Source organism: Streptomyces sp. NPDC007095, from assembly GCF_040634475.1.
Classification (GTDB): domain Bacteria; phylum Actinomycetota; class Actinomycetes; order Streptomycetales; family Streptomycetaceae; genus Streptomyces.
Window position 1 is genome coordinate 1 of the sequence record NZ_JBEYFS010000086.1, and the last position, 14,828, is coordinate 14,828.

At 69.2% G+C, this 14,828-nt stretch carries 1 protein-coding gene (running past one end of the window); it reads right to left on the bottom strand.

Annotated elements, in window-relative coordinates; all coding sequences use genetic code 11:
• Positions 1 to 14,828, bottom strand: part of the annotated coding region (locus ABZ656_RS27485; RefSeq protein WP_360271128.1) for a hypothetical protein (this coding region is incomplete at its 3' end). The annotated region continues 27,575 nt past the right edge of the window; 14,828 of its 42,403 annotated nt are in view.

Here is a 14,828-nt window from a genome sequence, read left to right on the forward strand (position 1 = left end):
CTTTCCGGCCCTCCGTCCGCCACAGGTCCAGGGGGTCGGCAGGAGCGGACATCTCACTGTTCAGCCAGCGAGCGGCGCTCAAGGCGAGCTGCCGCACCCGGATGTCACGGCCCATGGCCTCAGCGAAGGCGCTCTCGTACGTGTCGGCCAGTTCCGGCCAGCGTGGATCGAACTGCAACTCCGCACGCAAGCCCGTCACATGGCCCGCGACGTCCCGCCCCACCAGCCGGACACGTTCCGCCCACTCCACCCGGCTCCACGGCTCGGACGCCACCCAGTCAGCAGGGTGCTCGCCGGGGAACCTGAGCAGCTCCGTGCGGCGGCCGGAATCCGACCACCCGGATTTCACGTTCGGGCCGTGGGCTCCGAGCCCCGTCCCGTAGCTCAGCCACTGGCTCACCGAGCCGGCGCCGCTGCGGTCCCAGCCGCTGTAGCACGGAAACGACAGCAGACGCTGGAAGCCGTTACCCGTACTGGCCATCAGCTGGGCCAGATACAGGCTCCCGTCAAAGGGGTCGACGTACTTCAGACCATACGGCGTGGGTGACCAGAGCAAGTGACCGTCACTGTGCGTGACAATTGACAACGTCTTCCCCGTCCAGGGCACGGCCTTCGGCGTGCCCTGGTCCACTACCTCGCCGGACTTGTCGATCCGCGCGTCCTGGTAAATCAACCGCCGGTGGATGCCGCGGCCGTATGCGTCCGTGATCTGGTAGCTGGGGAGGCTGGTGATGCCGACCAGTGAGCCACTGGCATCGGTGACGGTCCGATTGAGGAGGGGGCGGTTCCAGGCCTGCGGCTCCAGCGGCCGCGGGAGTTCCCGCCGAACCACACGCGCGTAAGGGCGACCGTCGCCGGGAAGCTCGACTTCAACACCCTCAAAACGCGTCGCCCGTTCGTACAGCGCCAGCGCGTCCTGCGGACGCGTCGCGATCCAGGAAACGTCCCGCGCCGTGGAATTCTCCACATCCCACAGCACCGGCAACCCGTCTGCCGGATCCTTCGACAGCGCGTCAACGGCGGCCTCCCTGCTCACCCTGGTGGGGTGCATCGGGCCCACCGCGGAGGCGGCGCGCTTCAACAGCGCCTCCTTCAGGGCGTCAGGGTCGTCCGGCAATCCCCTCTCCACGCTCACCTCGTACACGCGCCGGGCACCCGGCAGCAGAGCGAGCCCCTCGATCGCCATCTCCGTGTGCGACGGCAACTCAGCATGCGGCGCACCGACGGCGAGATCCCCCGCCACCTGCAGCAACTCGTCCGGCACCGACGCCAGTTCCTGACGGACGAACCGTTCGAGCGTCTCCTGGAACATCAGATGGCTCGCCAGCAGTTGCGGGTAATCGTGGGTGCCTGCCTCGAACTCCTGCCGGACGATCCCCTCAACCCGCTCACGCAGCAGAGCCCTGGCCTCATCGGTGGACTCCGTGAACCGCGGATCCATCAGCCCATGGTCACTGCTGGCCAGGTGCAGGGCGATCAGATGGGCAGGCAGGAGGTTGTCCAATATGTAGGGAACCCGCTGCCGCAGCATCCACCGCCGGAACGCCGCCCGACGCTCCGGCCCGGCCGCCCAGTTGGCCTTGGAGGTATACGGGTCGATCAGGGTGGCCACGACGTCCGGGAGCGCCCGGTCCACCAGCCGCTTCGCCGCCCACCGCGCATACACCCGCGCATGCGGCAGGACCAGATCCGCCCTCGACACTCGAGAGCCTGACCGACCGACCGGATCCAGTGTCGCTTCCATCCAGCTGTACCACCGGGAGGCATCGACAGCGAAGATCTCCGGCTCATGCTCCTCCCGCACGCCCACGCCCTGGAATGCGGAGAACAGGTCCGCCGCCGTCGGACTGTCCTTGCCACCGTCCACGAGCGCGGCGAAGAGCCCTTCCCGGAACCGCATCAACTGACGGTCGTCGTCGGCGAGCACCTCGGCGAACCGCAGCAAGAGGCCGGGCCCCTCGGGCAGACCCTTACCGAGCCGGTACCCCAGCCGGCCACCCCACTCGGCTCGCATGCCGTCCGGGTACGGGATGACCTTCGGGACATCAACAGGCAGACCGTGAACGTTCGTTTTCGGGTGCCTGGCCATCAGCGCTTGCGCCGTCAAGAAGCGGTCCGGGTTGGCGTAGACGGCGTTCCCGAGTCCGTCCACCAGGCGCCGCAGCATGTCACGAGTCATGACCGGGGCCGTCAGCAAGTCCCACAGAACGCCGTGCGCCGCACGGGCCCTCTCGCCCGGCAGGAACGCCCGGGCGGCGCCCACATCGCCCTGGACGCGGGCGAGGAACCGGCGGACCCTTTCCGCGATTATTCTCACGCCATGGACGACCGATCCATCGCCGGCCAGCCCCTGGGCCACGGCCACCTCCCACGCCTTCGCCGCGTCCTGCCATGCGTCGGTGCCGTAGAAGGTGAAGCGGGCTCGCGTGGCATCCGGCTCGTCGTTCCAGTACGCCGCCGCCGGGTAGGAGCGGGACGTCAGCGGCTCGGCGGCCGGCCCGGTGAACGTGTCGGGGACCCGTACGTAGTCCGGGACACCCGGCCGCACAGCGAAGAAGCCGGTGGCCATGCCCCCCGCGGCCGGGGCCACATGGATACGGGCCCGCCCACCGCCCTCCCCCGGGACGACCGCGACCTGGGAATCCAGCAGATAGACCGTCAGGTTCGTGCTCTCCACGATCGGCCTGAGCCGGTCGGCGGCGACAGCCAACGACGCCGGCGTGAAGCAGGCCAGCGCCGTGATCGACGTCAAACCCGCCGCCGCCACCCGGCCCGCCATCCCCGCGACCCTGCCCACGAACCGCCCGACCCCGCCCGGATCCCCGGCCCGAAAACCGTGACCCACCCAGAACGCCGAACTGCCGTCGACCACCGGCATCGCCGCGTCAACACCCACACGGTCAACGCCGGACCCCCGCCACTGACTGAACGCCGTGATGTCCCCCACCCGCGGCAGCGCAGCGGCCCGCAACGCCTGATCAACCGGGCCGAAGAACGACTCACCCCGCCAACCGCCACCCCCGTCCCGAATCTCACGGGAGACCGGCCGTTGGTCATCCCGGCCGGGCGGCTGAACCGCACGCGGTCCACGCAGGTTCAACTCCCCCGCAGTCGCGACCTCTTCCGGACGCATGACCACACGTCCCGTCTGGTCGGGCGAGCTGAGGTGGTCCACGGCGGTGATCTCGAAGGCGGCGTCGGGGGGGTACACGTATCCCAGGCCGAGCGCCGTGAGATCACGCGCGGTGGACGCAGGGACCCGGAGGTACCCCACCCGCTCCCACCCTGGCCGGGCGCGAGCGGCGGCGTCGGCCATCGTGGCCATGAAGCTGAGGAAGTCAGGACCGTCGCCGCCGAACCGGTGGCCGACCGCGAAGCCGGCGCCCGGCGACAGCTCCCGCGCCAGCCATACGACCTTGTTGGCCGGCGGCAGCATCTCCAGCGCCTCGGTCGCCAGACCCCGCGTAAGGGTGCTCAGAAGACTGTCGTCGGCCGTCCAGTCCGGCTGAGAGACGCGGCGCAGGGCGACCGCGTGCTCCGGTGCCAAGCCCATCCTCGCGGCTGCGTACTTGGCGGCATTCACCGACGGTGCACCGACCAAGGCGCGGAAAACTCCAAGGTGAGGAAGGACCGGCCGCTGGATCATCACCGCTGGGTTGTCAGCGTTCCCGGTATACGGGGCGATCATCTCGTCCAGCAACCGGTACACCTCGACACCCTCGGCGCCGGCGAGCACGGCCCGCTCCCGCTCGTCACCCAGCCCCGCCCAGTGCGAAGCCTGCAGCACATCGAACGGCACGCCGAACTGGCCGACGTAGTAGCCCATCAGCGCCTCACGGAACAACAACCGTTCCGGCTCGTCGAACCCAAGCTCCCGGTGCAGCACGAAAAGCCACTCGATCTCGTCCGGCACCTCGTCCGACACCCGCAGGCCGCGCTGCGACCTCATGGCCTCCTGCCAGTGCTGTTCGCGCTGCTGACGCGGGCTCCAGAACGGGCTCCACAGCGGGGTGAGGGTCCGACGGTGCTCATCGGCCTTTTCCAAGAATTCAAGGATCAAATCGATGGCTCGCCAGGACCCCATCCGATTCAGCCAGTCAAGCTGCCCGCTCATATCGGGTGCGAGATCCGGGTTCAGCCGGGCGACGGTGCGGTAAAGCCTGTCAAGGGCCCCACGAACGGCCTTGATCACCTCCGAGGCGCCGGAAATCACCCGCTGGAACTGGACGGCGTACGTGTCCCGCCACCATTCCCAGTCCCCGCCGTCGTCATACAGTCCGGGGTAACGAACCGGTGTCTGCGGCAGCGGACCGTCTCCCGGCTCCAGGCGCTCCACCTCACCGTCGTCCGACAACGAACCCACATCGGACTCGTCGTCAACGACCTGGCCCGCCAGGACGGTCTCGTCGTCGTCCGGGACCTCGACCTCGGGCGGGACCGGCAGGAAAACCCCTGGCCTTTCCCGCAGATACTCATGACCCCGCTCCGCACGCAATACGGCCTGCGTGGCTCGGTCCACGACGAAACCGAGCGGATGCCCCAACCGCTCCTGGAACCCCGGATCGGTCCTGGCCAACACCCCGTCGCCGGGCTGTGGCTCATCCAGCAGCGCAGCCGCAGCGGCACGGGCAGGGTGCCGGTCCCGGTTGACGTACCTCGCCGCCGGCAACTCGCCCAGTTCCCAGCGGGACGGGAGCTCTCGCGGATACCGCACCACACGGCCGTCCGGATGATACGAACGCACGAAACCGGACGCGCCGCCCTCGCCCGGGAGCACGTCGATCTCCCCGGGCCCACCCTCCTCAGGAAGCGGACCGTACGACACCTCCACCGGGATCTCGTGAATCACCACGCCGTACTGACCGGCGGCTTCCCGCAAGATCCCCGACCCCGGCCCCCGCACACCCGGGCCGCAGGCCAGCAGTACCACATCGGTGAACCCGGCCGACTCGGCCCGTTCCGCCATGATCTCGCCGGTGCCGTCAGCGAAGCCCAGCCCGGAACCATGCCCGGCGAAGAAACGGACCCGGGCATCCCGGCCCCACGGCACCGACACGGACGCGCGCTCCAGGCCCGGCCCCGAGCCCTGACGCCACACCGCGAACTCGGTGACGTCCGAAAGCGACCGATATACCGGCTCCCGGACCGCCCAGTCGGCGTCGTTGAAATACGCGTCGCCGACCAGCTCACCGTTCCGATCGAGGATGTCACGCCGCCGCACACCGTCGCCCCCCTCCGCGGCGGGGACGGACGTCCGATTCACCTCCTGGAACGTCATCACGTTCCCGTAAGGCGATCGGTTACCCGAGTCCGCCGCCAGCCGGACGTCGGTGACCTCGTACCTGATCCCCGGGGGATACATGAACACCCGCTGCCCGCCGGGCGAAACCAGCGCCGTGACCTCAGGTGCAGTGACCCGGGAAACCCGGTAGAACTGCAGGAGCGCCCCGTCCCGCGGGACGCCGTCGGCTGTCCGGGCGGCGTCCTCCCGCGAGGCAGTCAGTTTGAAGAACCCCTTCAGGGGCGGAAGCACCGTGCCGACCGGACGCGTGACCGTCACGGACGGCGGCCACACTGCCCGCCAGCCCTCTTCATTGACCGGCGGCAGCATCTTCAGCGCCTCGGTCGCCAGACCCCGGCTGAGAGTGTCCAGAAGAGAGTCGTCATCGTCGGCCGTCCCGCCCAGCTGTGCGACGCGGCGCAGCGCGGCGCCATGCTCCGGGCTGAGGCCCATCTCCGCGGCGGCCTGCCTGGTCTCATCCACCAGCGCATCACCGGCCAACGCGCGGAAAGCCACCAGGTGCGGAAGCACCAGCCCATTCCTCAGCAGCGGGTCGCCGATGTTCTCGGTATACGGGGCGATCAGCTCGTCCAGCAACCGGTAAACCTCGACCCCCTCAGCGCCGGCAAGCACAGCCCGCTCGCGCTCGTCACCCAGCCCCGCCCAGTGCGAGGCCTGCAGAACATCGAACGGCAGGTCGTATGAGCCGACGTAGAGGCCCAGCGCCGCGTTGCGCAACAACAACCGCTGCCGCTCGTCGAACCCAAGCTCCCGGTGCACCACGAACAGCCGCTCAAGGTCGTCCGACGGGAACAGGCTCACCGTCAGGCCGCGCTCGCGCATGGCCACGACCAGTTCCTCGTCGCGCGGCCCACGCGGGCTCCAGAACTCGCGCCACAGCGAGGCGAGGAGACTGCCGTGCTCGTCGGCCGCTTCACTGAAGCTGTCAAGGAGACCGGTGGCATCTTCGGGCCGGTCCTCGGTCAGCTGGACCAGCTTTCGGTTTACGTCCTCCTCAAGATCCGGGTTCAGCCGGGCGACGGTGCGGTACAGCTCCGCGAGGGCGTCACGAACGGCGTCGATCACCTCCGGAGCGGCCGACATCACCTTCCCGAAGGAGTCGCCATACGTTCGCCGCAGGCCCTCCCAGTTCCCCTCGACGTCATACAGCCCGGGGTAACGAACCGCTGTCTGCCGCAGCGGCGCCATTCCCCGCGGTGCCGCTGCCGTGCTGTCCGTCGACGAGTCCGAGTCGTACTCCTCGTCCGACGACGAGTCCGAGTCGGACCAGGACTCCTCATCGGCATCGCGCAGTACGGCCCCTACGCGCGGATCGATCACGAGGTGACGCAGATACAACCCGTCCCGGAGCCCCAACGCCCCTTCGACCGCGGCCGCACGGTCCTCGCCGCCCTCCAGCTCCTCCGCAATCGCAGCCGCAGCCGCAGCGGCAGCGGCAGCGGCACGGCCGGAACGCTGGTCCCGGTTGACGTACTTCGCATCCGGACGCGGCGCCACCTCCCACTCGGCAGGCTCCTGCGCCGGCGTCCGCACCACCCGGCCATCCGGATGATACGAACGAACGAAACCGGACACGCCGCCCTCGCCCGGGAGCACGTCGATCTCCCCGGGCCCACCCTCCTCAGGAAGCGGACCGTACGACATCTCCACCGGGATCTCGTGAATCACCACGCCGTACTCACGGGCGGCAGTCCGCAAGGTCTCCGACTCAGGGGTCATCCCACCCGGGCCGCAAGCCAGCAGGGTCACATCGGTGAAGTCCCTGTTCATGGCCCGCCATGCCATGTTCCTGCCGGTGCCCTCAGCGCTGCCGAGCCCGGAACCGTGCCCGGCGAAGAAACGGACCCGGGCATCCCGGCCCCACGGCACCGACACGGACGCGCGCTCCCAGACCGCCCCCGCACCCTCACGCCACAGCCTCAGCCTGGTGACCTCCGGAAGCCACCGGTACACCGGCTCCCGAATCGCCCAGTCATGGTCGTTGAAGTACCCGTCGCCGACCAACTCGCCGTCAGTGCCGCGGATCTGGCGCCGCCGCACATCGTCAAGCCGCCCCCCGGCAGGTGCGGGCTGCTGCGGGCTCTGCTCCTGCAGCGTCACCACATAGCTGCCGGCATCCGATTCATGCCGAACATCGGTGACCTCCAACATGGTGCCGGCAGGCCTGAACCGCGGGAGCCGCCCGCCGAGCCCCGTGACCTCACGCGCAGCAGACGCCGGCATCCGGTAGAAGACCAACGGCCCCTGCTGCGGCTCGTAGCCCGCGGCGGCGTATTGCGTCTCCCTGTCTGCGTAAACTCTCTGTGCGTCCTCCCGCGAGGGACTCAGCACACTGAGCATGGATGAGGCCATAGACATGCCGAGGTCGATGGAGTCCGGATCCAGTAGCGGCTCCGCGAGCCAGAGCTCCCTGTTGGCCGGCGGCAGCTGCTCCACCGCCTCTGCCGCCAGTCCCAGTGCGAGAGCGTTCAGAACCTTCCCGTCCTCGCCGCGCGCGAGCGGCCTGCTGAGGCCGGCCAGGGCGTCGGCGTGCTCCATCGTCAGGCCCATCGCCTGCGCGGTCCGGCGACCGTGCTGGTCCAGCTGAGGAGCACCGGCCCACTCGCGGTACAACGCGATTTCCGGCGGTACCAGGCCCCGCCTCAGTTCCGGGGTGAGGTCATCTGCATACGGGGCGACCATTTCTCCCAGCAACCGGTAAAGGTCGACGCCCTCACCCTTCTCGCTGACCACAGCCCGCTCATGCTCGTCGCCCAGCCCAACCCGGTGCGAAGCCTCCAAAACGTTGAAGGGGGAATAGCCGCCGTAAGACACCCAGTGGGCGGCGGCCAGCACAGCCTCGCGGAACAACAGCCGCTGCCGCTCGTCGAAACCGAGCTCCCGGTGAGCCACGAAGTGCCACTCAAGATCATCCGTCACATGCGGCCGGCTCACCCGCAGGCCGCGCTCGTCCTCCATGGCCCAGTGCCAGTTCCTGTCACCCGGCCCAGCGAACACCGGGGACCAGTTCCACAGTCCGCCCAGCTCCTCACTACGGCGACCGAGGGTCTCTCGGAAGTGCATGATCATCTCAAGCAGCGACAACTGCTGCTCCTGCTCCAGCCGGCGTTGCATGCGTCGTTCCGGAGCTTCACCGTCCCGCGCGACCTCCGGCAGTGCCAGAACAGTGCGGTTCAGCTCGGCAAGGCTTTCGCGGACAACCTCGTTCACCTCCCGAGCCCCGTCCATGGCCGCCGCGAACGCGGAAAGGTACCGCTCCGACGCGGCCTTCCACTGCTCACTGCGGTACAGCCCGGGATAGCGAATCGGCTCCTGTATCAGTGCCGGTTCTTCCGGCTCGGTGTCGTCCGACGGCTCTTCCTCCACAACATCCGGCTGACGGGGACGCTCCCCCAGCACCCGCTCCCGGAACTCCACGACCTCGGCCGCCGCTGCCTCCAACACCCGCTCATGGAGCGGCCTCTCGTCCCCCTCCGCCTCCTCGTCACTCTCTTGGACAGCCGCCGCGATGGCGCGGGCGGAGCTCCGGTCCCGGTTGATGTACTCCGCACCCGGCAACTCGCCGAGCTCCCACCGGGACGTGAGCTGGCCCTGCCGCGGATACGACACCACCCGGCCGTCCGGCTCACGCACCCGCAGGGAACCGGGCCCACCACCGGGAGACGGGAACACATGGATCTCCGGGGGACTGTCCGCCCTCTCCCCAGGGGTTATCGCCAAGGAGACGCCGGTGTCGGACTGAACCACCCTCATCCCGAGACGCTGAGCATGGCTCGCCAGGACATCCCACGCGGGCCGCTGAACATCGGGACCACACGCCGTCACCCACAGTTGGACCGGGCCCTCCTGCTCGGCGCCGGCCGCCACACTGACCGCGAACCCCGCCATATTGACGACGGTGCGCTCAACCAGCGTGTCGCCATGGGTGGCGTAGAAAAAGACCGGAGCATCGGCCGCCGTCGGCACATCCGCGCGCGCACGCCAGTTCCGGCCATGCTCATCCTCACGCCACACCCACATCGTGCGGACCTCGGGCACCCGCCGTAGCAACGGCGCACGGACCGCCCAGTCCGCGTCCGGGAAGTACCCGAAGCCGGTCAGGTCGTCATCCTCGTCACGGATTTCGCGCAACCGAGGAAGATCATCCTCCCGGCTCAGGACGGACACCGGCCGCGATGCCAACTCCTCCAACATCGCACGCGCGTCGCCGGACGGAACCCGCGAGTAGTTCATGGCCCCGTGCCTGGCGCCGGGCGGGTACATCAGCAGCCGCCGCCCACCACCCATCAGTGCGGTGACCTCACGCGCGGTGGACACCGGGACGCCGTGGAACGTCCGCCGCTGCCCCTCCGGCACGGCACCGGCTTCCCTGACGGCGTCGCCCATGGTGGGACGCGCGACAATGAAGTCCCCGTGAACGATCTCCGTGCCGGTCTCGATCTCATGGTCAGCCGGCAGCAACTCTGACCACCAGGCCGCCTCGTTGACCGGCGGCAGCAACTCCAACGCCTCGGCAGCCAGACCGCGTCCGAGGGTCTCCAGCAGCTCACCGTCATCGGCGACATCCCGGGCCACAATGCCTCGCAGGGCAGCGCCATACTCCGGCGCCAGGCCCCTCTCCCGGGCGGCCGCACGAGCTGCGTCCACCCACTCGTCACCGGCCAACTCGCGGTACACCGCCAGATGCGGCGGAACCAGATCCTCACCGAGCGCCGGGGCGATGTTCCGGCGCGGGGGGAGCATCTCATCCAGCAGCCGGTACAGCTCGACGCCCTCACTGGCGAGCACAGCGCGCTCACGCTCGTCGCCCAACCCCGCCCAGTGCGAGGCCCGCAGCACATCGAACGGATGGTCGATGGCGTAGTAGTGGGACAGCAGCCCCTTGCGGAACAACAACCGGTCGGCCTCGTCGAAGCCAAGCTCCCGGTGTACCAGGAACAGCTGCTCCAGATAGCTCGGAGCACCCTCCGCCGCATCCAGGCCGCGCTCCACACCCATGACGCGAAGCCATTCGGCATCGCGTCCCTCACGGTAGTGGGAGAGCTCCCTAAAGACCTGGCTGTGGTCCGCGAGCACATTCGTGAAGGCCTCTACCAAAGCCCCCAGCCTCGTCGGCAGGCCCTGCTCCGGCGCCGCCGACTCCTCGCCGACACTGCGACGCAGCTCGGCGAGGCTCCTCTGGAGGGCGTCGATCACCGCCCGATCGGAACGCCACACCGTCGCCCACGCGCGAAGGTACGTTGCGACCGCAGCCTTCCACCGCGGATCGTCGTACAGCTCGGGATAGCGCACCGGTGTCTGCGGCAGCGGACCGTCTCCCGGCGGCGCCTCCTCCACCACGTCGTCGTCCGACACCGAGCTCGCCCCGGACTCGTCCGACACCGAGCTCGCCCCGGACTCGTCGTCGACGACCTCAGGCTGGGGATGCACCTCCCTCAGCGTCACCACAGTGCTTCCCGTACGCCGCTCCCGCCGGACGTCGAGGATCTCGGCCGGCACCCCCCGGGGATACCTGAGCGTCCGTACCGTGCCCGCCGGAAGCAGCGCCGTGACCTCAGGCGCAGTGGACTCCAGAACCCGGAAGAACACCAAGGCCCACTCGTCCGACGGCTCGTTGTAGGGCGTCCGGGCGGCGTCGGCCCGCGATACCCGCAGGTTCACGAGATCGGCACCTACAGGGGCCACCAGGCCGACCTCGAAAACCAGATCGCGGGGCAACCAGGAAGCCAGCCACGCCTCCCCGCCGGCCGGGGACAGCATCTGCAGACCCTCCGACGACAGACCCCGGATGAGACCGTCCAAAGCGGCCCGGTCATCGTCCGCGACCTCGAGCGGCTCGTCGAGGCGGACCAAAGCGGACGCGTTATGCGGTGGCAACCCCAGGTCACGGGCCGCCTGCTGGGCGTCGTCGGCCATCACGTAGCGACCACCCAACTCGCGGTACAACACCACGTCCGGAGGCTCCAGGTCGCCCCACAAGTCCGCGTCGATGTCCTCGGAATGGCCGTCAACCACGTCGGCCAGCAGCTGGTAAAGGTCGACCCCCTCTCCCCGCCCCTCGACCACCGGCCCCACATGTTCGTCGCTCAGCCCCGCCCGGTGCGCAGCCTCCAGAACGTCGAACGCGGGACGCCCCGCCCCAAGCACGTAGGCCAGTACCCCGTCCCGGAACAACAGCCGCTGCGGCTCGTCGAACCCAAGCTCCCGGTGCACCACGAACAGCCAGTCAAGATCATCAAGATGATCCGAGGGCGCCGACCCCGCCCGCAGACCCCGCTCGGCCATGGCCTCGCGCCAGGCATCGTCGACCGGCCCACGCCCGGCCGGCGAGACGATGTTGAACAGCCGGGTGAGGTCCTCACGGTAGTCCACGGCCACCCGCCGGAACGCGCCGACCAGTTCCGCCAGGCTCTCCGTATCATTCAGCGCTCCCCGCAGATGGCGCAGCTCCCCCGCGGAGTCCGGATCCACCCGCGGCACAAGCAGGTCATGCAGCTCGTCGTAGCCGTCCCGGACCGCGTCGAAGACAGCCTCCACGCCTTCGATGTCCTCGGTGCCACCGACGGCCTGCGCAAACGCGCGATCATACCGACGCGCCGCGGCACCCCACCTCGTATGGCCATACACCTCGGGCGGGAAAATCGTCAGCGACGGCCCTTCCTCCACCGGCTCTATGCCCGCGTCAAGCAACTGCTGGTCCACCAGCTCGTCCTGCAACTGATCTTCCGCCGGCTCGCGCAACGTCTGCTCGTCCACCACGGCCCGCGTCCGCCGGTCGCCCACGAAGACGTCCGCGCCCCAATTCTCCGGCCGGAGCAGCCTTTCGTACTCCTCGCGCGCGTCATGGCCGCGCCTCGCGCTGATCGCGGCCAACAGCGCTTCTTGCTCGATGGTGAAGGCGGCAGCGGCCACACGCCGGTTGACGTACTCCGCACCCGGCAACTCGCCCAGTTCCCAGCGGGACGGGAGTTCTCGCGGATACCGCACCGCCCGCCCGTCCGGCTCACGCACACGCAGCCAACCGGGCCCGCCATCGGGAGACGGGAACACATGGATCTCCGGGAGAGCGCCTTCCTGCCGGCCAGGAGTTATCGCCAGCAAAACGCCCTGGCCGGACTCGACGGTCCTCATCCGCAGATGCCGGACCTGCCTCGCCAGGTCCTCCCATGCGGGCTCATCCACATCGGGACCACACGCCGTCACCCACAGTTGGACCGGGCCCTCGCGCCCGGCGCTCTGCGCCGTTCCGGCTGCGAACCCCGCCATACTGACGACGGCCCGCTCAGTCAGCGTGTCCCTGTGGGTGGAGTAGAAGAAGACCGGAGCACCGGCCGCCGTCGGCACATCCACCTGCGCACGCCATGTCCGACCAGACTCACCCTCGCGATACACCCACATCCTGCGGACCTCGGGCAACCGCCGGTACAACGGCTCACGGACCGCCCAGTGGGCGTCCGGGAAGTACGCGAAGCCGGTCAGCTCGTCATCCGCGTCCCAGATCTCGCGCAACCGAGGAAGGCTGTCCTCCCGGCTCAGGACGGACACCGGCCGCGGTGCCAACTCTCCCAACATCAAACGCGCGTCGCCGGTTGGACGCCGCGAGTAGCTCTGGGTCTCGTGCCTGGCGCCAGGCGGGTACATGAACAGCCGCCGCCCACCGTCCATACCCAGTGCGGTGACCTCACGCGCGGCGGACACCGCGACGCCGTGGAACGTCCGCCTCTGCCCCTCCAGTACAGCATCGGCATCCCTGCCGGCGTCGCTCATGGTGGGACGCGCGACAATGACGTCCTCGTGGGCGATCTCCGTGCCGCTCTCGAACTCGTCGGACGCCGACAGCCACTCTGTCCACCACACCGGCTCGTTGACCGGCGGCAGCATCTCCAGCGCCTCGCCCGCCAGCCCCCGTTCGAGAGTCTCCAGCAGCTCGCTGTCATGGCCGACGTCCGGGTCCATCCGGCCAAGAGCCCGCATGGCCGCGCCATGCAGGGCGGCGCCGTACTCCGGCTCGAGGCCCATCTCCCGGGCGGCCCGGCTGGTTTGTTCCACCCACTCGTCACCGGCCAGCTCGCGGTACACCGCCAGGTGCGGCAGCGCCAGATCCTCGTCGAGCACCGAGTCGATGTTCCGGGGCGAGGGGAGCATCTCGTCCAGCAGCCGGTACAGCTCGACACCCTCACTGGCGAGCACAGCCCGCTCGCGCTCGTCACCCAGCCCCGCCCAGTGTGAGACCCGCAGAAAATCAAACGGACGGTCGATGCCGATGTAGCGGGACAGCAGCCCCCTGCGGAACAACAACCGGTCGGCCTCGTCGAATCCGAGCTCCCGGTGTACCAGGAACAGCTGCTCCAGATAGCTCGAAGCGTACTCTGCCGCATCCAAGCCGCGCTCCACACCCATGACGCGAAGCCATTCGGCATCGCGTCCGTCGCGGTGCCGGTACAGGTCGCCGAACATCTGGCTGTGATCCGCGAGCAGATCCGTGAAGGCCTCCAGCAAAGCCCCCAGCCCCGTCAGCAGGTCCTGCTCCGGCGCCGGCGGCTCCGCGCCCACCCTGCGACGCAGCTCGGCGAGGCTCCTCTTGAAGACGTCGATCACCGCCGGATCGGAACCGCCGGCCTTCAGCCGCCACGCGCGAAGGTACGTTGCGACCGCAGCCTTCCACCGCGGATCGTCGTACAGCTCGGGATAGCGCACCGGTGTCTGCGGCAGCGGACCGTCTCCCGGCGGCGCCTCCTCCACCACGTCGTCGTCCGACACCGAGCTCGCCCCGGACTCGTCCGACACCGAGCTCGCCCCGGACTCGTCGTCGACGACCTCAGGCTGGGGATGCACCTCCCTCAGCGTCACCACAGTGCTTCCCGTACGCCGCTCCCGCCGGACGTCGAGGATCTCGGCCGGCACCCCCCGGGGATACCTGAGCGTCCGTACCGTGCCCGCCGGAAGCAGCGCCGTGACCTCAGGCGCAGTGGACTCCAGAACCCGGAAGAACACCAAGGCCCACTCGTCCGACGGCTCGTTGTAGGGCGTCCGGGCGGCGTCGGCCCGCGATACCCGCAGGTTCACGAGATCGGCACCTACAGGGGCCACCAGGCCGACCTCGAAAACCAGATCGCGGGGCAACCAGGAAGCCAGCCACGCCTCCCCGCCGGCCGGGGACAGCATCTGCAGACCCTCCGACGACAGACCCCGGATGAGACCGTCCAAAGCGGCCCGGTCATCGTCCGCGACCTCGAGCGGCTCGTCGAGGCGGACCAAAGCGGACGCGTTATGCGGTGGCAACCCCAGGTCACGGGCCGCCTGCTGGGCGTCGTCGGCCATCACGTAGCGACCACCCAACTCGCGGTACAACACCACGTCCGGAGGCTCCAGGTCGCCCCACAAGTCCGCGTCGATGTCCTCGGAATGGCCGTCAACCACGTCGGCCAGCAGCTGGTAAAGGTCGACCCCCTCTCCCCGCCCCTCGACCACCGGCCCCACATGTTCGTCGCTCAGCCCCGCCCGGTGCGCAGCCTCCAGAACGTCG